A 22,431-nucleotide genomic window follows, 5' to 3' on the forward strand; every position below is an offset into this window, starting at 1 on the left:
GTCCGCACGGCTGACCGGCGCGAGTCCCGGAGTGACCGGTCGGTGCCCGATGACGACGACGAGGCCCCGCCTGGGGGACACCCAGCCTCGTGACCGCCCGTCCGGTCACCCCAGGAGGCCGGCCTCGGCCTTCGCCGTGAGCGCGGTGCGGACGGCGGCGTCGACGGTGGCCGAGAACTCCGGATCGGACTCGGCGCGGGCGAGGACGGCGTCGAGCATCTCGGGGTAGACGTCCTCGGTCACGGTGAGCACCAGCGTGCCGCCGGCCTCGAGGAAGCGGACGGCGCGGTCACCGGGCGGCACGTCCTCGAACGCCGCCGCCGCGCCGACGTCGTCGGTGATCACCACGCCGTCGAAGCCGAGGAAGCCGCGCAGCAGCGTCGTGACGACCTGCCGCGAGAAGGTGGCCGGCGCGCCGGGGTCCAGCCGGGGGTAGGTGGCCGAGGAGAGCATCACGAACGGGCCGGCGTCGGAGCGGGCGAGCTCGCCGAAGGCGGCCACCTGCTCGCTGTTCGCGGTGGTCACGTCGTCGGTGACGCCGGCGGCCTCGTCGGTGTTGGCGTCGACCAGCCCCAGGCCGGGGAAGTGCTTGAGCGTCGCGGTGACGCCGTGGGCGGCCAGCCCGTCGACCACGGCGCGCACGTCGGGGACGACGTCGGCCGCGCTGTTGCCGTACTGGCGGCCGAAGGCGCCGATCGGGTCGTTCGCGGCCTCGGTGCCGGCCGGGACGACGTCGGCCACCGGCGCGAGGTCGAGGTTGATCCCGGCCGCCGCGAGCTGGGCGCCGAGGGTGCCGGCGAGGGCGGCGAGCTGCTCGGGCGGGAGCTGCCCCTGCTCGGCCGCGGGCGGCAGCCGGTCGAAGCCGGGGCCCTGGAGCGACTGCACCTGCCCGCCCTCCTGGTCGACGGCGACCCAGGGCCGCGGCCCGGGCGCGGCGTCCGTCCAGCGCCCGGTGACGGCGGCGATGTCGGCCGCCGCGGCCTGCGAGCGGCCGGCGAGGAAGACGCCGCCCACGCCCCCGGCGATCAGGGCGTCGCCGGGGGAGAGGTCCTCCAGCCGCACGCCGACGACGAACAGCTGCGCCACCTGCGCCCGGCGGTCCATGCCGGCCAGCGCGGCGTCCACCTGCCGGGCGACCGGGTCCGCGGGCGGCGTCGTCGGCTCGGTCGTCCCCGTCGGCGCGGTGCTCCTGCTGGACGGGCTGCTCGACTCCGCCGTGATCTCCGGGGAGCCCGAGCAGGCGGCGAGGACCAGGCAGAGGAGCGCGAGCAGGACGGCCGGGCGGGTCCGGGCGGGCGGGCGCATCGGGCTCCTCGGGCGGGGGCGGCGGGCGGCCTCCCCAGTGTGCCGCCCCGGGACGACGGCCTCCGCGGCACCATGGGGCGGGTGCGGACGGCGTGGGTGCGGGCGGGTGTGCTGCTCGCCGTCCTCGCCGTCGCGACGGTCCTCGCGCTGACCGTCGACCTGCCGGACGTCGCCGCGGTGCGCCGCTGGGTCGAGGGTGCCGGGACCCCCGGGTTGCTCCTGCTCACGGTCGCCGTCGGCCTCGTGCTGGTCGCCCCGGTGCCGCGGACGGCCGTGTCCGTGCTGCTCGGCGTCGTGCTGGGGTTCTGGACCGGGCTGGCCGTCGCCCTGGCCGGCGGGATGCTGGGCGGTCTGGTGGCCTTCGCGCTGTCGCGGGCGCTCGGCCGGGACGCCGTCACGCGGCTCGGCGGTCCGCGGGTGGCCGCGGTCGACCGGGCGCTGGCCGGCCGCGGGTTCGCCGCCGTCCTCGTCGGGCGGCTGCTGCCGGTGGTGCCCTTTAGCGTCCTGAGCCACTCGGCCGGCCTCTCCGCTGTGCCGCTCGGCCCCTACCTCGCGGCGACCGCGCTCGGCCTCGTGCCGGGGACGGTGCTGCAGGTCGGGGTGGGGGCCTCGGTGCCCGGGCTGTCGGCGTGGGCGGCGCGCGCCGGGGCGCCTCTCGTGGTGCTGCTCGCCGCCGTCGTGCTGGTCGTCCTGGGCATCGTGTGGCTGCGCCGGCGGCGGGCCGGGACCGGCCCGGTGCAGGCCGGCTGAGACGGTCCCGTTCACCCGATCGGGCGGCTACCCCGCTCGGGCCGAGACACGCCCGTTCCGTGACGTCTCCGGCGCCGGGCGCGGGAGGCCTGGTGGCGTGAGAGGACCTCGAGCGGGGTGCGGACCCGGGGTGGCCGGAGGCCGACGACGCCGGTGTGGTCGCCCGGCACGCCGGTGCCACGGGCGCCGGCGACGAACGTCTGGCCGCCGGTGGGCGTGCCGGTGCCCTTGTCGTGGGACGGTCGCGGCGCACCTCCGCCGTCGGGCCCGGTGCCGGTGGCGCAGCCGCCGGTCGACCTGACCAAGCGCGGGGGCCCCGGCCAGCTGGGGCCTCCGCCGCCCGCGCCCACGTCGCGTGGTGGCCGGGGCCGCGGGGTGCTGATCGGCGTCCTGGCCGCCTCGCTGGTGGTCGGGGGAGGGGTGGCGGCCTGGTCCGGCCTGGCCGGGGACGACGCGCCGTCTCCGCCGGTGGCGGTGTCGGAGCCGGTGGACACCGCTGACGGGGTGGACAAGGGCATCGAGGACGGCGGTGCGGCGCCCTCGAGCGCTCCGGCCCCGGCTCCGGCGCCGGCGACCCCCACGGCGTCGCCGGAGGAGCAGGCGCTGGCCGAGCTGGAGTCGCTGCGCGAGGAGTCGCGGGCGTCCCTGTCGCTGGACGGCCGGTGGGTGGCGCAGGTGGCGTCGAAGAACGTCGGCATCACCGACCCGCTGCAGACCACCGCGACCGGCAGCCACCAGTTCTTCGCCGTCGACATCCTCGCCGAGAGCCGGTCGCTCCTCTCGCTGGCCGACACGTCGCAGGTGCACGTGCTGACCAGCTTCGACTTCGGCCGGCGGTCCGCGGCGGCCAACGGCGACCCGTACTGGATCACGATCGTCGACGCCGGCTTCGGCAGCGGCGACGACGTCCGGGCCTGGTGCGCCGGCGCGTTCCCGCGGCTCAGTGGAGATGCCCTGGCCAACGCCTGCGTCGCCCGCACCCTCGAACCGCCAAACGACTGAGCATCAGGCGCGACGCTCCAGTGCGGAGCCGGAGCGTGCCGTCATCCCAGCTGGGTAGCGTCGTCCCGGGACGTCGTCGCCGTCAGGACGATCCCGGTATCCACGGACGGGACCCCGGTGCGGGTCACAGCCCACGGTGAGGTGTCGTGCCGTCGAGGAAGCAGCTCCTCGTCCTGTCCCTCGTGGTGGTCGTCGTCGTGGTGGCCGCCGTCGTCCTCGTGGTCGGCGCCTCGACCGACGTCCGCGTCACCGCGTCGTCCGGGTCGGACCCCTCTAGCCTGCTCGAGAACGCAGCGGACGCCGGACGAGCTGACGCCGACCGGGAGACCGTCTGGAGAGCCGACGGGGAGACCGAAGGTGCGTGGGTGGAGCTCGCCTACCCGGAGCCGACCACGGTGGACCTGGTACGGCTGCTCGGCCCAGGAGGCGACGTCCCCGGGCCGACCAGCGCGCTCCTCACCTTCGACGGGGGCTCCTCGCTGCTGGTCACGACCGACGAGTCCGGCGACGCTGTCGTGGCCTTCCCGGAGCGCACGGTGTCCCGAGTCCGGGTGACGGTCGCCGGCGTGCCCGACGGTGCCGACTCCGTGGCGTTGGCCGGTCTGTCCGTGGACGGTTCGGCGGACGATCCACCCCAGCACGGGGACAGCGAGACCGTCGCGGGCGCGGCGTCCAGCAACGGTGACGCCCCGCTCGAGGCCCTGACGGACGGGGACGTCGCCGGCGGCGACACGGGGGAGGAGTGGACCGCCGCGGACGACGACGAGGCGCCGTGGGCTGCGCTGTCGTGGAACTCACCCCGGGAGGTCGCGAGCGTGCAGGTGTTCGGTCCGACGTCCGCGGAGACGTCCCTCCGCGGCGTCCTCCGGTTCGACGACGGCAGCACCGTCCGCGTCTCCGCGATCGCGCCCGGGGACGACGAGCCGACCACCATCGCCTTCGCGCCCCGCCTGGCCGTGGCAGTGCGGCTGGAGCTCGAGCGTCCGGATCCGGAGGCGCCGGTGGGTCTCCGCGGGCTCGCGGTCTACGACGCAGGCACGACACCACCGCGCTGGCCGCAGGACGGGGAGACCTACTCCGTCGCGCCGGAGGTGGAGTCGTGCGACGCCGCCTCGGAGCCGGTGGCCGAGCCGGAGGAGGGGCGGCTCACCCTCGTCTGCCCCACACCCGGGGCCGCTGTCGACGGAACAGCAACGGTGGTCGTCGCCGCTGATCCCGGCACACCGGTCGAGGCCCTCGCGTGGACCGGTGTCTCGGGCATCGGGACCAACGCCGTCGGCGTCGCGGCCACAGCGACGGCCGACGAGGACGGCCGGGCCGTGCTGTCCGTGGACACGTCCCAGGCCCCGCACGGTCCGCTGGCGCTCAAGGTGCAGGAGACGACCGACGACCCCGGAAACCCCCTCTACGTCCAGTTGGTGAACCGGGGCGGCCGAGTCCTCGGGGCCGCCGGCGCGGCGCCGGAGGGGATGACCCTGCAGTGGGCCGAGGAGTTCACCGGGCCGCTGTCAGCCAGCGCCACCGGGATCGAGGCGGACTACTCTGCGATCAAGCCCGACGCCTCGAGCAGCGGCCAGTTCGGCGACGCCCAGTTCGCCGACCCCGCCGGTGGCAACGGAACGCTGGCGGTGGTCGACGGCGAGTGGTTGCGCATCCGGACGCAGCCGGCGGGGCCGCGCAGCGCCCGGGACGGGACGGAGAACGTCGCGGGCATCCTCGCCTCGACCGACGCCGGAGGGGCCGGCTTCGCCGCGCAGTATGGCTACTTCGAGGCTCGCATGCTCGGTGCCCCTGGGCTGGGGTCCTGGCCGGCCTTCTGGATGCTGAACACGGAGAGCGCCGCCGTTCGAGGGGAGAGGTCGGCCGAGGTCGACGCGGTGGAGCTCTACGGCCACGACCCCCTCGGCAGCTGCCACACCGTGCACGACTGGGGCGCCGAGGAGGTCACCGGACCCAGCACGGGTGCGCCCTCCTGCACCAGTCCGAACGGCTTCACCGACTGGGCGATGGCCTGGCACACCTACGGCGTGCGGATCGCGCCGGACGGGGCCACCTTCTCGATCGACGGGCAGGTCGTCGCGGGGGCCGACCGGCTGGGGCTCACGGCGCAGCCGTTCTTCTTCCTCGTCGACCTCGCCCTGGGCGGGGGCTGGCCGGTGGATCTCGCGCCGACCGGAGGCCTGACCGACCTGTACGTGGACTGGGTGCGCGTCTGGACCTGACTGCTCGCCCACCCGTGTCGGGTGATGCGCTGTTACCGTCCTGACCCGAAACTGGGCGCTGTGACCGTGTACGGGGCGCGGATCCCCACAACCGCCTCTTCTCCGCAGGACGTGGTCGAGTGACGCTGCAGGACTACCTCAGGGTCTTGCGGCGTGGATGGTGGGTAATCGCCGGCCTCACCGCGCTGGGACTGCTCGCCGCCATCGCGTTCACCGCCTCGCAGACCCCCTCCTACACGGCGACGGCGACCGTCTACGTCTCCGTCAGCGGCAACGAGACGCCGACCGACCTGCAGACCGGCCAGTCGTTCGCCACGCAGCGTGCGATCACGTACGCCGACCTGGCCGAGACGACGACAGTCCTCGAGGCGGCTGCGTCCGCGCTCGGTGACGGCACGGGCGTCGACGACCTGCGCGGTTCGGTGGGCGCGAGCACCCGCGAGGGCACGTCCCTCATCGACGTCACCGCCTCAGGGAGCGACCCCGCCGGCGTCGCCGCCCGTGCCGACGCAGTCGCGACCGCGCTGACATCGCAGGCCCCACTCCTCGACGCCCTGCAGCCGACGTCGCCCGTGCGGCTCACCGTCGTCCAGGCGGCCCAGGCGCCAGGGGAGGCGGACTCACCTCGACCCCGCAACAACCTGCTGATCGGGCTCGCCGTCGGGCTGGTGCTCGGCGTCGCGGTGGTGGTCGTAGCGGACGCACTGTCCACCCGGATCCGGTCCACGAGCGACCTGCCGCCCGCTCCCGGGCTGGTGACCCTGACCTCGATGCCCGCCCCGAAGAAGCGGTCCCGGCACGTGGCGCGGACCGACGCGCGGCTCGAGGCGTTCCGCCAGCTGCGAGCGAACCTGCTGTTCGGCTCCGATGTGCGGGAGACCATCGCGGTGGCCGGCGTGACGGGGGCCTCCGACGCCCGAGGTGTGGCGCGGCAGCTGGCCGCCGCCTTCGCCGAGATCGGCTCCAACGTCGTCGTCGTCGACCTCGATCTCCGCGCCGACGACGAGCGTCGGGACCGGTCCAGCCGGCGTGCTGACGCGGGACCGTCCGCCCCAGGGGTGGCGGACGTGCTGGGCGGCTCGGCGAAGGTCGACGACGTGGTCACCCTCGGTCCCGGCGAGAAGGTGTTCGAGGTCCCGGCAGGACGGGTGGACGCCTCCTCGGCGCAGCGGATGAGCACACCGGCCATGCGGAAGCTGCTCGACGCGCTGAAGGAACCCTTCGACTACGTCGTGCTGGCCTGCCCCCCCGTGGTCGAGCGGTCGGAGTCGGCCGTGGCGGCGAAGCTCGCCGGCAACGCGCTCGTCGTGGTCGAGTCCGGGGCGACGAAGCGCGCCGACTTCCTGCTCGCCCTCGAGTTGCTGGCCGGCGTGGGGGTGACCTCGGTGAGCGTTGCCATCGACCACGTGAGCGACCAGGACCTCGGAGGCGGTCGCGTCGTACGGGCCGTCTCCCCTGGTGAAGAGGAGCGAACGGTCCTCGCCTGAGCCACCGGCGCCACCATTCGCAGGACCCACCCTGACGCCGGCGGTCGGGAGCGCTCAGCGAGCCTGCGGACGTGGATCGGCTCGCCAGGCCCGGGGCGGTCAGGGTGACGGTGGCCGGTTGCGGACGACGGGGCGGAGTGTCCGGTCGGCCGGCGCCGGGACGGCCTGGTTGCTCCTCGCCTGCGTGTCCACCCGTCCGGGTACGCGCAGCCGCCGCACGAGGCCCGCAGAGGCCAGCCGCGGTGCGGCGGCGAGCGCACGGAGCTGGTCGACCCGGTGTGCGAGCGGCCGGCCCTGCTCCCGGCGCAGGCGGGCCCGCAGGAGGAGGAGCCGCGCCACCTCGGTCCGGTCGAGCGCCGCCGCCTCCGTCAGCGCCGCCCGCCAGGCGACTCTCGCCCTCGGCTCGTAGCCGGCCATCTCGCACAGTTCGGCGGCCCACCGGTGTACGGCGACCCGCTCACGCCGGATCGCGAAGACGGTCACACCGAGCGAGAGGAGGAGCTCCTCGTCCACCACCTCGAGGCCATCCAGGGGGTCGACGGATCCTGTCGCTCGGGCATCCGCGGCCCAGTGTGCCGCCGCCGTCGCGACCGCCTGCTGCGAGGCAGCCCGGAACGTCGTCTGCGCCTCGTGGATCCGGTAGTCGGTCAGCGGTTCTGCGAGGTTGTCGACCTCGGACCGCTCCGAGATGCGCAGCCACAGGTCCAGGTCCTCTGCCAGCTCCGTCTGCGGTCGGTAGCCACCCGCCGCCTCGTAGACGGCTCGCCGCATCATGACACTGGGATGGAAGAAGGGATTGCCCGTGCGCAACTCCTCCGATGCGGCGGGACCGGTCACCGCCGCGTCCGTGCCGACGACCCGGCCCACGTCGTCCAGGTACCGCACGCCCGTCCCGAGCAAGCCCAGACCGGGACGGGCACGGAACTGTTCGACCTGCCGGTGAGTCCGGTCGAGGGCTGCTCGATCATCGGCGTCTAGACGGGCCAGCAGGTCTCCCGTGCTGCCCGCCACACCGTCGTTGAGCGCACGGACGATCCCACCCGGACGAGGTCGCGTCACGACCCGCACCCGGGGATCGCGTCGCCGCCACGACTCCAGCAGGGAGGGGGTCGAGTCGGTGGAGCCGTCATCCACGGCGACCAGCTCCAGGTCCAGGTACGTCTGCGCCAGGGCGCTGCCGACTGCCTCGTCGAGGAACCGAGCACCGTTGCGCACCGGCATCACGAGCGAGACCAAGGGGACGGGTGGCACACCGGCATGGTGCCTGGTCCGTCACCGTTTCGCGGTGGTCGTCCCGGTCGGTCGGTAGCGTGCGGAGACATGTCTGCCGACTGGGGGTCACCGTGGACGGTGAATTCTGCCGGGGCAAAGCTCGTCGACTGGCGGGAACTGTGGGACGCCCGCGAACTCGTCGGCTTCTTCGCCCTGCGGGACCTCCGTGTTCGCTACAAGCAGGCCGTCCTCGGGGCGGCCTGGGTCGTGTTCCAGCCGCTGGTCACGGTTGCCGCGTTCACGCTCGTGTTCGACCACCTCGCCGGCGTCGACACGCGTGGCGTCCCCTACATCGCCTTCGCGCTCGCGGGTCTCCTGAGCTGGAACTACGTGTCCCGGTGCATCGCCCGGGGCAGTGAGGTCCTCGTCGGCGACACGGCCCTGGTCACGAAGGTCTACTTCCCGCGGTTGGTGGCACCCGTCGCGACGCTGCTGCCACCCCTGGTCGATCTGGTGGTCGGGTTGGTGGCCCTCACCGTCGTCTGCATCGTGCAGGGCGTCACGCCGACTGCTGGCGTCGTGCTGCTCCCGGTGTGGTTGTTGCTGCTCGCTCTCACGGCGCTCGGCCCGACCTGCTTCCTGGCGGCGGTCAACGTCCGCTTCCGTGATGTCGGTCAGGTGGTGCCCACTGCGCTGCAGATCCTGCTCTTCCTGAGCCCGGTGGCCTATTCCGCGGCGTCGTTGGAGGGTGCTGCGCAGCTTGCCTACGCGATGAATCCCGTGGTCGGTGTCCTCGAACTCGGCCGGTTCGTCCTCGTGGGTGGCAGATGGCCGGGGACCGTGCTCGCGTTGTCCACCGCCGTGTCCGTCCTCATCGCCGTCCTCGGGGTCCGCTACTTCCTCCGGGCGTCCCGGGCCTTCGCGGACGTGATCTGAGGTGGACCGGGTGCAGGTCGACCGCGTCGGCAAGCGCTACGTCCTCGGCGAGCAACGTAACCTGCGCGAGGCCCTCGTCGCGACGGTGCGCCGGCGGAGTGACCCGCGGAGTGAGTTGTGGTCGCTCCGAGATGTCAGCCTGACCGTCGGTGACGGCGAGGCCGTCGGGATCCTCGGCCGCAACGGAGCGGGCAAGAGCACCCTGCTGAAGATCCTCATGCGCATCACCTCGCCCACCACCGGAGAGGCTCGGATGCGTGGTCGAGTGGCGGGGCTGCTCGAGGTCGGCACGGGGTTCCACCCCGAGTTGACGGGGCGGGAGAACGTGTTCCTCAATGCCGCGATCCTCGGCATGAGCCGTGCGGAGACCGCTCGGCGGTTCGACGAGATCGTCGACTTCTCCGGTGTCGAGCGGTTTCTCGACACCCCGGTGAAGCGGTACTCCAGCGGGATGTACCTCCGTCTCGCCTTCGCGGTCGCCGCACACCTCGAGCCGGACGTCCTCGTGGTCGACGAGGTGCTGACCGTCGGGGACGCCGAGTTCCAGCGCAAGTGCATGAGGCGGATGTCCGAAGCGGGGGCGGAAGGACGAACGGTCCTCTTCGTCAGCCATGACCTCGCGGCCCTGAGCAGGCTGTGCACCCGCGCGGTCTGGCTGGAGGCCGGCGAGATCCGACGCGAAGGACCGACTGCGTCCGTCGTGCGGGACTACCTCACCTCCGGCTTCGTCGACGCTATGTCGAGCGCGCCGCGCGGCGGGGCAGAGGCTGGACACATCCTCGAGGTCAGGGTGGAGCCCCTCGACGGTTCGTCCCGGCCACTCGTCCGCGACGAGCCGTTCCGCGTCGTCGTCCAGTTCGAGGTCCTCGAGGAGCGCATGGGGCTCGACGTCGCGGTGTCCTTGGTCAACCAGCGAGGCGTCGGCGTACTCGACGAGACCCTGAGTCACGTCCAGGCCGAGGAGTTCCCGGTCGGCAAGCACGAGGTCGCGCTCGAGATCCCACCCGTGCTCGCGCACGGCGACTACACGGTCGGCGTGTGGCTGGGGACGCCGCACGAGGACGTGCAGCACGAGCGGTCAGCGCTCGGTTTCACCCTGCACGGCGAGGAGTCCGTGCAGCGGGACCGCGTGGTCGTCCTCGGACTGCCGTTCCAGGTGCGGAGGCTCGATCAATAGCAGCCGAGCTCACGAGGACGTCGCGAGGACACGGTGCGAGCGACGACCGGAGCGGCGTTATCCCCGCTCCTCGAGGGCGCGAGGGACCTGGCCCTCACCCGCAGCGCGCTCGCCGACGGCCAGCGCCTCGGGCATGTGCACCGGCCGGACGTCTCACCGAACGTACCGCTCCACGGCCTCGGCCCAGGCCAGGCGGGGGTCGTCCGGCCGGATTCCACCGTCGAGTGTGCTGTGTCCGGCACCGAATCGGGTCCCGTAGAAGTTGTGGTAGACGAGGTCCCCGAAGACGGTGCCTACGTCGCCCGGTCCGCGCTGGCTCGTCACTTCGAAGAAGTGCAGGCGGGGAGCTTCTCGCGCTGACATCTCCTCTCCGACGTCCCCCCGGGCGGGTTCGGTGTCCGTCTCCGGTTGGTAACGGGAACGAAAAGAGTGTCCGGAGCGGACGAAACGAGCCGTCCGCATCGCGAGGCAGCACGGGTGGACGTACGGGCGCCACAGACGCGCCCCCGAGATCTCCGCGGTCCCGTTCGCCAGAGGGACGAGCAGCCTGTCGATCCATCCCGTGGTCAACGGGAAAGCGTCCACGTCGAGCGTTATGAAGTACTCCGTCCGGCACGTCAGCACCGCCAGGTCGAGCGCCAGGTCGTGCCCGAGGTTGACAGGCAACAGCCAACGTCTGACGTCACGGCGTTCCCTCAGGAGTTCCCGAGAGTCGTCCGTCGAGCCGTTGTCCACCACGACGATCCGGACGTCGCTCGGGCTCCGGCTGCGAACCACGTCCAGCAGGACGCGCAGGTACGGGGCGCCGTTCCAGTTCACCGTGATGACCGTGACAGCGCCCGGTTCCAGACTGCCGAGTCGCATGCGCGAGAGGCGGCGGAGCAGGGGCACCAGCAGCCGCCAGCCGATCAACCACGGCGCACGGCCGACGAGCGGATGCGTCGCGAGTGGCCGCCACAGGCGATGGAGCAGGACGCGAGGACTTCGTCCGTGCGGCGGTGCCGTCCCTGTCATGGCGCTCTCGATACCACCCCGTCGTCACGTCCTCCATCGAGCACTCGTGCTCCACGGAGGAATGGGCGGCGCGATGCTGGCACGGTGTTCGGGGCGTCCGTCCGCGTCGTGGGCTGTCCGTGCGGTGGGCACGGTGCATCTTCGTTCGAACAGGCGTCTGCGATGAACATCAGCCTCGAGGAGGCGTTCCTGTACTCCCCGACCGCGTGGGATGGTCGACCGCCTCTGTCCTGAACTCTGTCATGAAGCGGAAGAACCGTGGGTCGTCGCGGATGGCGTCGACGTAGTCGTGGACCTCCGACATGACGAGTTCGGCGGTGTCAACCGCACGGAAGGCGTCGAACGCCGTGTCCGTGAAGCCACGCTCCATGAGGGTGTTGCTGACGTCGTACCAGTCGACGAAGCTCCTGGCGTCCCAAGACTCCAATCCGAACTGGTACTGATAGCGGACGGCGTCGATCCACGTCACGTCCTGGCCGTAGCCCTTGAACTGGTCGACGATGCCGCTCCCGTCCCAGCGTGGGTCGTGTCGACGGGAGATGACGGCGACCCGGGCTGTCAGATCCGGCAGGAGCACGCAGCCGTGGAGGGCTGCGCCATCACAGAAGACCAGTTCGTCGGCGGCCTCGTAGACCGAGAGCTGCTCGTGCAGGGGGTACCGCTCCGGGTGCAGCACGGCGTACCCCTGACCGCGGAGATAGTCCTCGAACAGCGTCTCGCCCATGGGCCGCCCGTATCTGTCCGGGAGCCCGGAGCGGGAGATGTACACCCTCCTCGCCCCGGTGAAGTCGCTCGGGACGGACCGGGTGAACCTGAACCGCCGCATGTGCTCGACGAAGGTCTGCGGCGGGTTGCGGGAGAACCCGTAGCCGTACAGCTGCGACGGGACGAACACGTGAGCGAGCCGGACGGGCTGGCTCAGCAGCAAGACGCGGTCCAGGGGGATGCCCAGGCCGCGGAGCACCTGATGGGCGACCGTGCGCTCGTCCGACCAGTCGACCTTTCCAAAGCCCTCGTGGAAGGCGATGTAGGGGTCCAGGGGCCGCAGGTGCTCGTAGGCCCACAGCCGGCCAAGGGATTCGAGGAGGAAGTGGCCGAAGTGGGTGAACAGGACACCGCCGTACAGGACCGGGACCTTGAGTTCTCTCATGCGCTCGAGGTCCATGGTGAGCAGTTCGTCGACCGGCTCCTCCTGTCGCCACTCCGAGCCGCTGCGGAGCACAGCCGGGTCGATGAGCCGATGGCTGTCACCGTGCACGAGGCCTCCTCGCAAGTCGCGATCACGGCCTGCGGTCAGCGGGACCGAGATGACGTCCCGGTGCAGGGAGACCCGTGGGTCGAGGATCCCGGTGGCCTCCGAACCGGAGAGCCGGCTGGGGCACGCCTTGCCCACGACCCGGGCACGCAGGAGCGTGATCTCCGGCCGAGCCAGCAGGAGTCGTGGGTCGTGAGTAGCGACGCGTACGGTCGCCCTCACCAGTCGCCCTGCCAAGTGCAGGAGCGCACGGAGACGTAGCCCTGCCTTGCCCCACAGGACGCTCACCTCGGCGAGCATAAGGTGATCGCCTCGGCGGCGATCCGGCTCAGGGACGTGTAGGTGCGGCCCTGCGATGCTCGGAGCTCAGGCCAGAGGAGCCAGCAGCGGCTCGTCCGGGTGCTCCTGGAGTTGCTGCCGGACCTGCACCACGGCACGACGGTACGGATCGCTTGCCAGTGCGGACGTCCACCCCGCGAGGTTGGCAAGGGTGAGCGACGGTGGGCGCGCGGCGGGACGGACGAGGCTCGCCGCCACCGTCCAGGCGGCGCTCTTGACGAACCACTGCGCGGCGAGGATCCGCCACTGCCGGTGGTGGGCAGCACCGAGCTTCCTGCTCGCACCGATCAGCATGCTCGCGCTGCCCGTGCCGTCGGCGCGGCGCTGGCTGCGTAGTTCCGCCATCGTCCGGCGGTGGCGGTGTCGGACGACGGCGGCCGGCTCGTAGACGAGGAGATCCCCGGTGGTGAGCAGCCGGCAGAGCGCCTCGTGGTCCTCTCCACCGGCCGTGGGGGTGCCGGGCCCGAGGGCGGGATCGAAGCCCCCGGCGACGAGCAGTCGCTCGCGCCGGTAGGCCATGTTGGCGCCCGTGCCCATCGCTCCGATGTGGTAGACCGCCTTGGCGGTCTCGCGCGGGTCCTGCGACTCCGACTTGAGCCGTCGCTGGCGGTATCCGCGGCCAAACCCGCCGGCCGCTTCGAACGCGACCTGGGCAGACGTGGAGAGCTCGGCGGGTGCTACCAGGCCGGTGACCGCGCCGGCCTCGGGATGGGCGTCGAAGGCCATGAGCAGGGCCTCTGCCCACCGGGGGTGTGCCTGCACGTCGTCGTCGACGAAGGCGATCAAGGTGGTGGATGCCTCGACCAGCGCGCGGTTGCGGGCCCAGGCCGTGCCCCGTCGAGGCTCTCGGACGTAGCGGACCCCTGGGTGCTGCTCGACCACCAGCCGCGCCTCGTCACCGCCAGGGTCGTTGTCCACGACGAGGACCTCGACGTCGACCGTCTGGTTTCGCAGGGAGTCGAGGCAACGCGTCAGATCGGTGGGCCGATCGCGCGTGCACACCGCCACCGTCAAGGCCGAAGTGCCAGCACGCGAGCGCCACTGCTCCTCCGCCAGGCAGGGCGAGCGGTCCTCCAGAGGCCACCGTGCACTCCCGTCCCCGTGCTGAGCCTGATGCATCTCGACGGCGCCGTGCGCGGCGCGGGCGGCGAGCTCCGGGAGCCGCGCCAGCACGTCCTCTGGATCCCCGTCCACGGTCAGTTCAGCTACAGGCACCCCGTGTATCCAGACCAGCGCGTGCACGCCCTCGGCTGGGGATGCATACGGCGTCAAGGGGGACAGTGCCGTGGCGGTCCCCGCGTCGAGGTCCACGTCGGCGACGACCAGGCACCGGAACAGCCGGGACGTGCCGGGGCGGCACATCCGCTGGCCAAGGCGCCAGGCTCTCCTGAACATCGTCAACTCCAGTGCAGCGGCCGCTTGAGTGCTGCGGTTCGAGACGGGCGCCTCGTCGGGCGAACCATGATGCGCCGTCGCCGTCCCCGTGAGCAGGACGAACCGGTCGAAGCCGCTCGAATCCCACCCCTGGGGGTGGGGTGCTGCCGCTACTAGGTGCGGATCGAGATGGGCAGCGGTGCATCCCTCCTTCGGACCAGGCCGCTGGGGACGCAAGATCCGTCACCACGGCGTCCGATCACCCCGGTGGACAAGGGATGCCCCCGTCGGCACCCACGTTGCTTTGCTTGCAAGTCAGCGACGTCCTAGTCCGAGGTCTGATACACCGCCTGAGCCGGTTGTGCGGTAGGCAAGTCCTTGACGCGCCGGGCCGGTACACCGAGGTAGAGGCCATCAGCCTCCGTGTCATGGGTGACGACGGCGCCTGCGCCGATGACACAGCCCGGTGCAATGCGTACGCCCGGCAGAACGATCGCCCCAGCGCCGATCCACGTGCCTTCCCCCACGTGCACCGCAGCATGGGTGAGTTCGGCCGCGCGCATCTCGGGGCCACCGACTTCATGTGTCGACGTCAGGAAGTGGACACCCGGCCCCACCCGGACGCCTGCACCAAGGGTGATCAGTGCCCATGCATCAAACACGCATCCCGCGTTCACGAACACCTGGTCCCGCAACTCCACCTGTATGCCACTGATGAACTGGCACCGTTCCGCCACCGCCGCACTAGGGCTGACAGTGACGCCACCCCAGCGCAGCACGTGCGTCCGAATCCGCTGCGGAAGCAGCGGGCTAGCTGCGACCGCATTAAGCCAGAACCCCTGGATTCGATCAGTCACAGTTCGCCGTCTCACGGAAGAGATCCTGGCTCAAGGCCTTCCTCTGCGCAGCGGTTGGCCTACAGCCTGCCTCAGCCCCTCTTGGCCAGTCGGTTGACCTGGCCACTCGAAGCGCTCCTGGGGGAGGTGCATCCACACCTGTGGTAGAGGCGGTCAGGCCAAGCGTGGCCTGTCGGCCCGGCATGGTGCTCGACGCGCGATGACGATACGGGAGCTCATCGGTGACGCATCCCTCGGCTGACAATGCGACTTGCAGCAGCGCTCGACGGCCGCGTCCCACCCCCAGCGCGTGAGCGGCTCTACCGCTCAGGGCACCCGACCTGGTCACTCATCGCTCTCAACCCCATCCCCGTCCGGCTACGGACGGTGCAGGAGCGACGAGCAGGTCTCCGATTCCATAGGGCGGAGCGAAGCCCCGCTAATCCCTCCAGAAGCCCCTGTAGTCATGCCGCCCTCGCCTGCTGTCGACACCGTTCCCGCTCCAACACCTAGGCTGCCTGCAACGGAATGAGGCAGCGGGTGGCCGCGTCACCAGTGAGAATCAACCCTCAGCGGAGGGGAGGAGCAGATGCGAGGCGCCCGGGTTGCCTTGGTACGGCGCTGGTGAGGCGCCTCAGCGTCGTCATCACGAACTACAACTACGCCCGCTTCGTGGGGACGGCCGTCGAGAGCGCCCTCGGTCTGCGCTGGGACGACGTCGAGGTGGTCGTGGTGGACGACGGCTCGACGGACGACTCGGCCGAGGTTCTGCAGCGCTACGCCGACCGTGTGCAGCTCTACTTCACGGCCAACGGCGGCCAACGTAAAGCGGCCAATCATGGCTTCGCGTCCTCCAGCGGCGACGTCGTGATCTTCCTGGATGCTGACGACGTGCTGCCGCCCGAACTCCCCGAGCGGCTCGCGGCGGTCTGGTCGCCGACGGTCAGCAAGGTGCAGTTCCGCATGCAGCGCATCGACACGGCCGGCATCCCCTTCGGGCGGCCGTTCCCGGAATGGCGGAGGGTCCCCACGCCCGGGCAGGTGCGCCAGTGGATGGAACGCACGTCCGCACAGCCCACTCCGCCCGGATCGGGCAACGCCTACGCCCGGTGGTTCCTCGAGCGGATCTTCCCGCTCGACTCGAGTCTCGGACGCGCCGCCGACTCCGGCTGCCTCGCGGCGGCGCCCCTGCACGGTGATGTGCTGACGCTGCCTGATGTGGTGGTGGGGTACCGCCAGCACGGTGGCAACGACAGCAACCTGCTCGCCGACGACACGCGGTTCTCGCGGGAGGTGGTCACCGCACGGGCACGGTGGCGCTTCGCGCAACGCTCCGTTGGGGTGCCCGAGGACCAGATCGATGAGCGCCCCCTGCGCCGCAGTCGGGAGCTGCTGCAAATGCGCGTCGCGAGCTCACGGCTCACGCCCGGACGGACGCTCCTTCCGGACGATGGACGACAGCGGCTCTTGTTAGACGCACTGTTATCCCCGGTGCATCCCGGCCCTGAGTCCCTGCGGACGAGATTGCTCATCGCCGGCTGGTGCTTGGCGGTGCTGACGGCTCCCCAGGCTCTGGTCCGACGGTTGCTCATCCGCCGTTGGCGGCGGCCGTGAGTGCCGGGAACAAGGTGGACCCGTCCGGGCGCCGCAGGCGTCACCGGTCGGGTGCGCCCGTCCGGAGGCCAGCATGACGAGCCTGACCCTCGTCACGGTCGCGGTCGTCGTCTACGGGGTGTTCAACGCCCGTGGGTATGGGCGCGCCCTCGCGCTGGGAGCCGCAACCCCGGTCGGCGCGGCAGCGGTGGTGGGCGCCATCGCCGTGCCGACCTTTTACGCCGTGGCCGTGGGCGCCGTCATCGGCGTCGGGCTGCGCCTCCTCCGGCAGGGCCATCGGTCCGGCGCCGTGCCCTCACCGGTGCCGGCCAGCCGGCCGCTGGTGCTCCTCGTGGTCATCTCGGTGCTCATCACCCTCGTGTCGCCCCTGCTCTTCGACGGTCTGCCGGTCCTGAACCCCGCAGGCGGGGTCGGCACGCTTGTCGCCGGGGTTGTCACGAAGTCGAACCTCGCGCAGAGCGTCTACCTCGTCCTGAGCGTTGGGGTCGTCGCATATCTCGCTCGTTCTCGTTGGACGGGACCGGAAATTGTCGGGACAGCAGCGTGCCTCACCACCATGCTGTCGTTCTGGGCGTGGACCCACATGGCCGCGGGAATCCCGTTTCCCGAAGGCCTGTTCGACAACTCCCCGGCGTTCACGTTCCAGAACACCCTGCCCGGAGGGGCTCCGAGAGTCAGAGGGATCTTCTCCGAGCCAGCCGGTCTGGCGATCTCCTGCCTTGTGACGATCGCCTACTGCGCCTCTCGCATGAGACACGTACGCGGGCCGCGGAGCCTCGGCGTGCTAATCATCGGGGGTGCCGCGCTGTATCTCGGCTCCATCTCGACATCCACGACCTTCCTAGTCGCAGGGGTGATGCTGGCTGGACTGGCAACCGTGGTCCACGTCGCCTCGTTCGTGCTCGGCCGGGGGACGTTGAGCACGGTGGTGGTCGCGGCCCTGTGTGGCGCTGCCCTGACGGCTGTCTGGCTGCTGCCCTACATCGCGAACACCGTCGGCGCCGAGATCGAGGCCAAGGTCGGAACCTCGTCATACAACGACCGGTCCTCAGCCGACAGCAGGTCCTATCAGCTCGTGATGGACACCTGGGGGATCGGAGCGGGTCTTGGCTCCAACCGAGGGTCGTCATTCGCGGCATCGCTGCTGAGCACCGTCGGGATCGTCGGCACTGCACTGTTCGTCGCCGCCGTCGTCGTACTGGTCCGCAGGACCTGGAAACTGGTCGAGGTGCGACCGGTGATCTGGGCGCTGGCGGCAACATTGACCGCCAAGGTGGTGTCCGGACCCGACTTGTCCGACCCTTCAGGGATTCTCTGGCTATCGTTGGGGGTCCTCGCTCACGCTGCCCTCCGGGATCAGGGCGGAGGGTCGACCCAGGCCGTCCTTGACCACTCGCGCGGGAGTACCACAGGGTCCTCGCCCTCACGGTCGACGGAGGAGTGAGGTCATGAGTGGGAGGGTTGTCCTGTTCAGGGAGAGATTGAGCTTTGCACTGCTCGAACCCGTCAAGGCCCACGTGCGTCGCATTATGAAGCGTCGGCAGATCCGCCCCGTTGTCGTTCGACCGGGCTTGCAGTCGGCGCATTTGGTTGCCGCGGTGATGGTGAAGAATGAGGCACATCGTCTCCCGGCGCTCCTTCGGCACTATCGACGACTCGGGGTCGAACACTTCATTTTCATCGACAACGAGTCCACGGACACTCTGCTCAGCTTGCTGAGCGATGTCGATGACGTATCGATCTACAGGGCTGAAGGGTCATTCAGTTCTGCGCGCTATGGACTCGACTGGCTGAACACCGTGCTGTCTCGTCACTGCAGCGGCAAGTGGGTCGTCCATGTCGATGCCGACGAGTTCTTGGTGTTCGATTCAGAACTGCCCGACCTGCTGTCGGTGTGTGCATGGCTCGAGAAGTCTGGGCGCCGGTCCCTGCAGGCGATCATGATCGACATGTACAGCGACAGAAAGGCGACGGAGAACATCGTGCGGGAGGGGCAGGACCCGCTCGAGGTGTGCAATCTCTTCGACGCGACTGGCTACGAACGTCATCATCACTGGCCCTCGGCCACCACGTGGGTCAAGGGTGGCGTGCGCGGGCGCCTGTTCTTTCCCAGGCGTTGGGAAGGGCCGGCGCTCAACAAGACGCCGCTCGTCCTGTGGCGTCGGCGCTACGCATTCCTGCGCGCTGCCCATCTCATCTGGCCTAGGAATCTCAACGGAGGGCTCAAGCCCGCGGAACTGGCGCTGTTGCACTTCAAGTTCACGCCCTCGGCATCAGCGCTCATGGTGGACGAAAGTCACCGGGCGCAGCACACGACGGAGTACCGCGCTTACGACAATGTCAGAGACGTCATCATGGTGGGGGACGAAACCCGCCAGTACCATCAGCCGGCCGACCTGACGGGACATGGGTTGATCGCACGGATCGGTTCCACCTTCTGATCCGGCGAGGAGATGCACGCCAGGGCGTCGACTGGGGAGACCGTCAGCCAACCGGTACCCGCGAAGTGCCGGGGACATCAGGAGAACCGGGGTGAGGAGGGGTAGGGAGGTCGAATGGCGGCTGGACCCACCAGCGCGGTGCAGCGGACTGGTACGGGCTGTCGCGCGTTCGCGAAGATTAGGTGGGCCTTCGCCACAGCGTCGTTTGATGCACGCCGCCGCCGCCTGGCTTCAGACCTCGGATGTCTGTCCGGTGCCACTCCGAAAGGTCGACGGAGAGTCCGGCGTACCGCGGCCGGTCCGAGTCGTCCAGGAGCAGCGCCCCTCCTCGCTTCACCTTCGTCGTGCTCGCACGTGCGCAGGCCACGCGCGCGCGACCATCGATGATGACGAGGTCGAGCGAGCCCTCCGCGGTATCGGCGATGGTCTGTACGTAGTCATCGAAGTAGGAGCCCGGAGCTGCCTCCGAGGTCATGTGGCCGCTCCGCGTGGGCTCACGGAGCAGGAGCGTCACGTCCGCGGGCAGCAGGCTGCTGAGTGTCTGGTACCACTCGCGATCGTGCTCGACCACGGTCAACCGGGCGCCATGGTCGTGCAGCCAGAGGCTCGAACCACCCCCACCGAACTCGAAGACCTCGGCGCCCTCGGGCAGCAGATCAGCGACGGCTTGCGCCGCGCGGTACGGCCACCACGGCCGTCGCACGTCGACGGTCGAACGATTGCGGTCTCTCAGCCAGGGCGCAACCTCGGTCAGCAGTTGTGGGTGGTGCACCGCTTCGACGGCGATCGACCGGAGGATGCCCGTTCGGGCCGCGCTCCAAGCCATGTGGGGACGATAACGTCGCTTTCACTTCGCCGCGTATCGGCCGATAGCGCGTTGCGTGACATTTTCTCTGGTCGGCCACGCGACAGCATGGACGCCACGACTGCACCAGCAGTCCCATGGCCGCCGCCAGCTTCGGATGACACGATGGCGCACCGCCGTGGCAGCGGCGAGCAGTGACCAGGGGACGGGGAGGAGAAGGGGTGTCGGACGCTCGGGACGAGGATCCGCTGTCAGCTGACGCCGTCGTGCTCGGAGCTGGGATCAGCGGCCTGGTGTCCGCCTCCGTGTTGCTCGCACAGGGCACTCGGCGCGTCATCGTGCTGGACGAGTACGCCCATGTAGGCGGAAATCACATCGACCGGACCATCGGCGACTACACCTTCGACATCGGCAGCCTCATCTTCCAGGACGATTCACCGTTGCTCGTCCACTTCCCCGAGATCCTGCCCAGGTACGTCCCGATCGAGCCCAGTTGGTCGAGGCTGAACCCGCAGGGCCTCGTTACGCACTATCCCTTCTCCATCCGGGACGACGTGCTCGGGGCAGGTGTTCTCGAGCTCCTCCGCATGGTCGGTTCCGCCATCGCCGGCAGGGTCGCCAAGCGACGTCAGAGGAATGTGCGGGACTTCGCGGAGCATCTGCTCGGCGCCTACTTCGTTGAGCGGTCGGGCCTGGGCTACTACATGCAGCGGCTCTGTGGTCTGCCGCCGGAACAGATCGACCTCGAGTTCGCGAGAAGCCGTCTCGGGTGGCTGGAGGACCAGTCGAGCGCCCGCAACCTCGTCCGACGGTTGCTGCGATCGATGACCGGCAACCCCGAGCCACCCAGTCACAACAGGCAGCTGGCTCGTCCACGGGAGGGTTACGGCTTCCTGTACGGACCAGCCGTGCGGAGCCTGAGCGAGCGGGGGGTCGTGTTCCACCTCGACACTGCTATGCGGGAGATCCGCAAGGACGGTGACAGGTTCATCGTGACCACGGAGCGCGGATCGGTGACCGCCCCGAGAGTTGTCTCGACCATCCCCCTAGACCGAGCGCTCAGGCTCTGCGGCCTGGAGGCCCCTGGCGCCCCGCTGCCGACTGTCACCCTCCTGAGCCTCTTCTGCAGTTTCTCGGGCAGCAAGGGTTTTCAGACGCCGATCTTGTACAACTTCTCGCGCGAGGGTGCCTGGAAGCGCATCACCGTGTACTCCGATTTCTACGGATCCTCGGGTGGGCGCGAGTTCTTCACCGTCGAAGTCATCGGTGAGCGTGTGAACAACTCCGTTGAAGTTGCGGTGGAGGACTTCAGGGCGCATTGCGCCGCGAATGGTCTCCTCGTGGGTGACCTGCGCCTGGAAGGGCACCACGTGTTGGATAACGCGTACCCGATCTACACACAGGGCAGTGGACAGCGCGCCCGGGACTCGGTCCGAGCATTACGCGACTTCGGGCTCGAGTCCCTCGGTCGTCAAGGCGCGTTCCAGTACCAGCCGACCGCGCGAGCCTCGACTGTCGAGGCGGAGCGGGCGCTGCGCCCCGCGGGTCCGTGAGTCCCGCGACGAGACGGACGGGAGGAGCTTGCCCGCCATGAGGATCATGCACGTCCTGAAGCACTCACAGCGCAGCAACGGGCACGTCCACGTGGCAGTCGACCTCGCCTGTGCTCAGGCGGACGCCGGCCACGAGGTGACCTTCGCCCATGCGCACGGTTCCTACGACGAGCTCCTCCGGGACCATGGCGTCGCCATAGCAACCGTTCCTGAAGCAAGGTCGCCGATGAGCGCACTGCGGAGCGAGCGAGCGCTCCTGCACGTCGCTCGTCGGGCGCGCCCCCAGGTGGTGCACGCCCATATGATGTCCTCGGCGGTCCTCGCCTATCCGGTCTCCAAGCTCGTGGCCAGCCCTCTGGTGACGACCATGCACAACTCCTTCGACGGGCACTCCTGGCTCATGCGCCTGGGCGCGGTCGTCGTTGCGGTCAGTCAGGCCGAGCGGCAGCGACTGATCGATCGCGGATTCCCCGCGCGCAAGGTCAGGTGCGTCCTCAACGGCGCCGTCGCGTCACCGAGGGAGGCGCTGCGCGACGACGCGACCATCGGGCCCCTGGCGAGGCCGAGCGTCGTCAGTCTCTGCGGCCTGCATGCGCGCAAGGCGGTCGGTGACGCGATCACCGCCTTCAGCGAAGCGCAGTCCTCCGCTCCGGCTTGGCACATGCACGTCATCGGGTCCGGGCCGGATCAGGGCAGATTGGAGGCGCTGACCCGGGACCTGGGGATGTCGGATTTCGTCCATTTCACCGGACCCAGCCTCACGCCCTGGCGGTTGCTCGAGCAGGCGGATGTCTTCGTCTCGTCATCCCTGGACGAACCCTTCGGTCTGAGCATCGCGGAGGCCCGAGCAGCCGGCTGCGCCGTCGTGGCGACCGCCGTCGGTGGTGTCCCCGAGGTGCTGGACCACGGGCGAGCGGGTCAGCTCGTCCCAGCGTCGGCGCCGGAAGCCATGGCAGCCGCGTTGCGGCGGCTCATGACCGACAGCGACGAATTGGCCCGGTGGCGTGCGCGCGCACGGGACAACGCGGGCTTCTTCTCGGTGCGCCGGATGGCCGAGGACTACGACAAGGTCTACCGATCAGTGCTGCGATGATCGTCTGCCCCGGACG

The 22,431-nt window shown here is 70.3% G+C and carries 18 protein-coding genes; 11 read left to right on the top strand and 7 right to left on the bottom strand.

Features of this window, described 5'->3' with window-relative positions; genetic code table 11:
* Positions 1-105: 105 nt before the first annotated feature.
* Complete coding sequence (locus tag ACI8AA_RS14725) at positions 106-1,305, bottom strand: glycoside hydrolase family 3 N-terminal domain-containing protein (protein WP_457045148.1); 1,200 nt, start codon at positions 1,303-1,305, stop codon at positions 106-108.
* A gap of 81 nt (positions 1,306-1,386) precedes the next feature.
* Here ACI8AA_RS14725 and ACI8AA_RS14730 point away from each other — a divergent pair, with 81 nt between their 5' ends.
* The 4 genes from ACI8AA_RS14730 (at position 1,387) to ACI8AA_RS14745 (ending at position 6,766) form a co-directional block, all read left to right on the top strand.
* Entirely contained in the window at positions 1,387-2,055 is a 669-nt protein-coding gene (locus ACI8AA_RS14730; protein WP_457045149.1) for a TVP38/TMEM64 family protein, read from the top strand.
* A 270-nt stretch (positions 2,056-2,325) separates the two neighbouring features.
* Positions 2,326-3,057, top strand: coding sequence for a hypothetical protein (locus tag ACI8AA_RS14735; protein ID WP_457045150.1), 732 nt, complete (start codon positions 2,326-2,328; stop codon positions 3,055-3,057).
* Positions 3,058-3,203: 146 nt separating this feature from the next.
* Positions 3,204-5,279: a DUF7402 domain-containing protein gene (locus ACI8AA_RS14740; protein ID WP_457045151.1), complete on the top strand. Its 2,076-nt coding sequence runs from the start codon at positions 3,204-3,206 to the stop codon at positions 5,277-5,279.
* A gap of 119 nt (positions 5,280-5,398) precedes the next feature.
* The gene (locus ACI8AA_RS14745; RefSeq protein WP_457045152.1) at positions 5,399-6,766 is read left to right on the top strand and encodes a Wzz/FepE/Etk N-terminal domain-containing protein; all 1,368 of its coding nucleotides are present in this window, start codon (positions 5,399-5,401) and stop codon (positions 6,764-6,766) included.
* 99 nt (positions 6,767-6,865) lie between these two features.
* Here the strand turns inward: ACI8AA_RS14745 and ACI8AA_RS14750 are convergent, their stop codons facing one another.
* Positions 6,866-8,017, bottom strand: coding sequence for a glycosyltransferase (locus tag ACI8AA_RS14750; protein WP_457045153.1), 1,152 nt, complete (start codon positions 8,015-8,017; stop codon positions 6,866-6,868).
* Between the two features lie 69 nt (positions 8,018-8,086).
* On the opposite strand from ACI8AA_RS14750, the gene ACI8AA_RS14755 reads away from it, so the two are divergent.
* Complete coding sequence (locus ACI8AA_RS14755; protein ID WP_457045154.1) at positions 8,087-8,914, top strand: ABC transporter permease; 828 nt, start codon at positions 8,087-8,089, stop codon at positions 8,912-8,914.
* Positions 8,915-8,924: 10 nt separating this feature from the next.
* Positions 8,925-10,091 carry an ABC transporter ATP-binding protein gene (locus tag ACI8AA_RS14760; protein ID WP_457045155.1) on the top strand — a complete coding sequence of 389 codons (1,167 nt, stop codon included), beginning with the start codon at positions 8,925-8,927 and terminating at the stop codon, positions 10,089-10,091.
* Between the two features lie 153 nt (positions 10,092-10,244).
* On the opposite strand, the gene ACI8AA_RS14765 is transcribed toward ACI8AA_RS14760, so the two are convergent.
* From ACI8AA_RS14765 to ACI8AA_RS14780, 4 genes are all read right to left on the bottom strand, one after another.
* Entirely contained in the window at positions 10,245-11,105 is an 861-nt protein-coding gene (locus ACI8AA_RS14765; RefSeq protein ID WP_457045156.1) for a glycosyltransferase family 2 protein, read from the bottom strand.
* Positions 11,106-11,274: 169 nt separating this feature from the next.
* Positions 11,275-12,648, bottom strand: a complete 1,374-nt coding sequence (locus tag ACI8AA_RS14770) for a glycosyltransferase 61 family protein (protein ID WP_457045157.1) — start codon at positions 12,646-12,648, stop codon at positions 11,275-11,277.
* A 78-nt stretch (positions 12,649-12,726) separates the two neighbouring features.
* Positions 12,727-14,010: a glycosyltransferase family 2 protein gene (locus tag ACI8AA_RS14775; protein WP_457045158.1), complete on the bottom strand. Its 1,284-nt coding sequence runs from the start codon at positions 14,008-14,010 to the stop codon at positions 12,727-12,729.
* 389 nt (positions 14,011-14,399) lie between these two features.
* Positions 14,400-14,852 (bottom strand): acyltransferase, encoded by a 453-nt coding sequence (locus tag ACI8AA_RS14780; protein ID WP_457045159.1) that lies wholly within the window; start codon positions 14,850-14,852, stop codon positions 14,400-14,402.
* Between the two features lie 681 nt (positions 14,853-15,533).
* On the opposite strand from ACI8AA_RS14780, the gene ACI8AA_RS14785 reads away from it, so the two are divergent.
* From ACI8AA_RS14785 to ACI8AA_RS14795, 3 genes are all read left to right on the top strand, one after another.
* Positions 15,534-16,523 (top strand): glycosyltransferase family 2 protein, encoded by a 990-nt coding sequence (locus ACI8AA_RS14785; RefSeq protein ID WP_457045160.1) that lies wholly within the window; start codon positions 15,534-15,536, stop codon positions 16,521-16,523.
* Between the two features lie 73 nt (positions 16,524-16,596).
* On the top strand, positions 16,597-17,967 hold the full coding sequence (locus ACI8AA_RS14790; RefSeq protein ID WP_457045161.1) for a hypothetical protein: 1,371 nt from the start codon (positions 16,597-16,599) through the stop codon (positions 17,965-17,967).
* Between the two features lie 37 nt (positions 17,968-18,004).
* The gene (locus tag ACI8AA_RS14795; RefSeq protein ID WP_457045162.1) at positions 18,005-18,964 is read left to right on the top strand and encodes a glycosyltransferase family 2 protein; all 960 of its coding nucleotides are present in this window, start codon (positions 18,005-18,007) and stop codon (positions 18,962-18,964) included.
* A gap of 178 nt (positions 18,965-19,142) precedes the next feature.
* Here the strand turns inward: ACI8AA_RS14795 and ACI8AA_RS14800 are convergent, their stop codons facing one another.
* The gene (locus tag ACI8AA_RS14800; protein ID WP_457045163.1) at positions 19,143-19,790 is read right to left on the bottom strand and encodes a hypothetical protein; all 648 of its coding nucleotides are present in this window, start codon (positions 19,788-19,790) and stop codon (positions 19,143-19,145) included.
* Positions 19,791-19,990: 200 nt separating this feature from the next.
* Between ACI8AA_RS14800 and ACI8AA_RS14805 the strand changes: the two genes are divergently transcribed.
* Positions 19,991-21,322: an FAD-dependent oxidoreductase gene (locus tag ACI8AA_RS14805; RefSeq protein WP_457045164.1), complete on the top strand. Its 1,332-nt coding sequence runs from the start codon at positions 19,991-19,993 to the stop codon at positions 21,320-21,322.
* 37 nt (positions 21,323-21,359) lie between these two features.
* Positions 21,360-22,415 (top strand): glycosyltransferase family 4 protein, encoded by a 1,056-nt coding sequence (locus tag ACI8AA_RS14810; RefSeq protein WP_457045165.1) that lies wholly within the window; start codon positions 21,360-21,362, stop codon positions 22,413-22,415.
* Positions 22,416-22,431: the final 16 nt, after the last annotated feature.

It is taken from the genome of Geodermatophilus sp. SYSU D01180, from assembly GCF_054050415.1.

What these genes read in the sequence shown, in the direction of transcription:
- ACI8AA_RS14800 (WP_457045163.1), bottom strand. Translation starts at nt 19,790, where the DNA reads ATGGCTTGGAGCGCGGCCCGAACGGGCATCCTCCGGTCGATCGCCGTC.
- ACI8AA_RS14765 (WP_457045156.1), bottom strand. Translation starts at nt 11,105, where the DNA reads ATGACAGGGACGGCACCGCCGCACGGACGAAGTCCTCGCGTCCTGCTC.
- ACI8AA_RS14725 (WP_457045148.1), bottom strand. Translation starts at nt 1,305, where the DNA reads ATGCGCCCGCCCGCCCGGACCCGCCCGGCCGTCCTGCTCGCGCTCCTC.
- ACI8AA_RS14755 (WP_457045154.1), top strand. Translation starts at nt 8,087, where the DNA reads ATGTCTGCCGACTGGGGGTCACCGTGGACGGTGAATTCTGCCGGGGCA.
- ACI8AA_RS14810 (WP_457045165.1), top strand. Translation starts at nt 21,360, where the DNA reads ATGAGGATCATGCACGTCCTGAAGCACTCACAGCGCAGCAACGGGCAC.
- ACI8AA_RS14790 (WP_457045161.1), top strand. Translation starts at nt 16,597, where the DNA reads ATGACGAGCCTGACCCTCGTCACGGTCGCGGTCGTCGTCTACGGGGTG.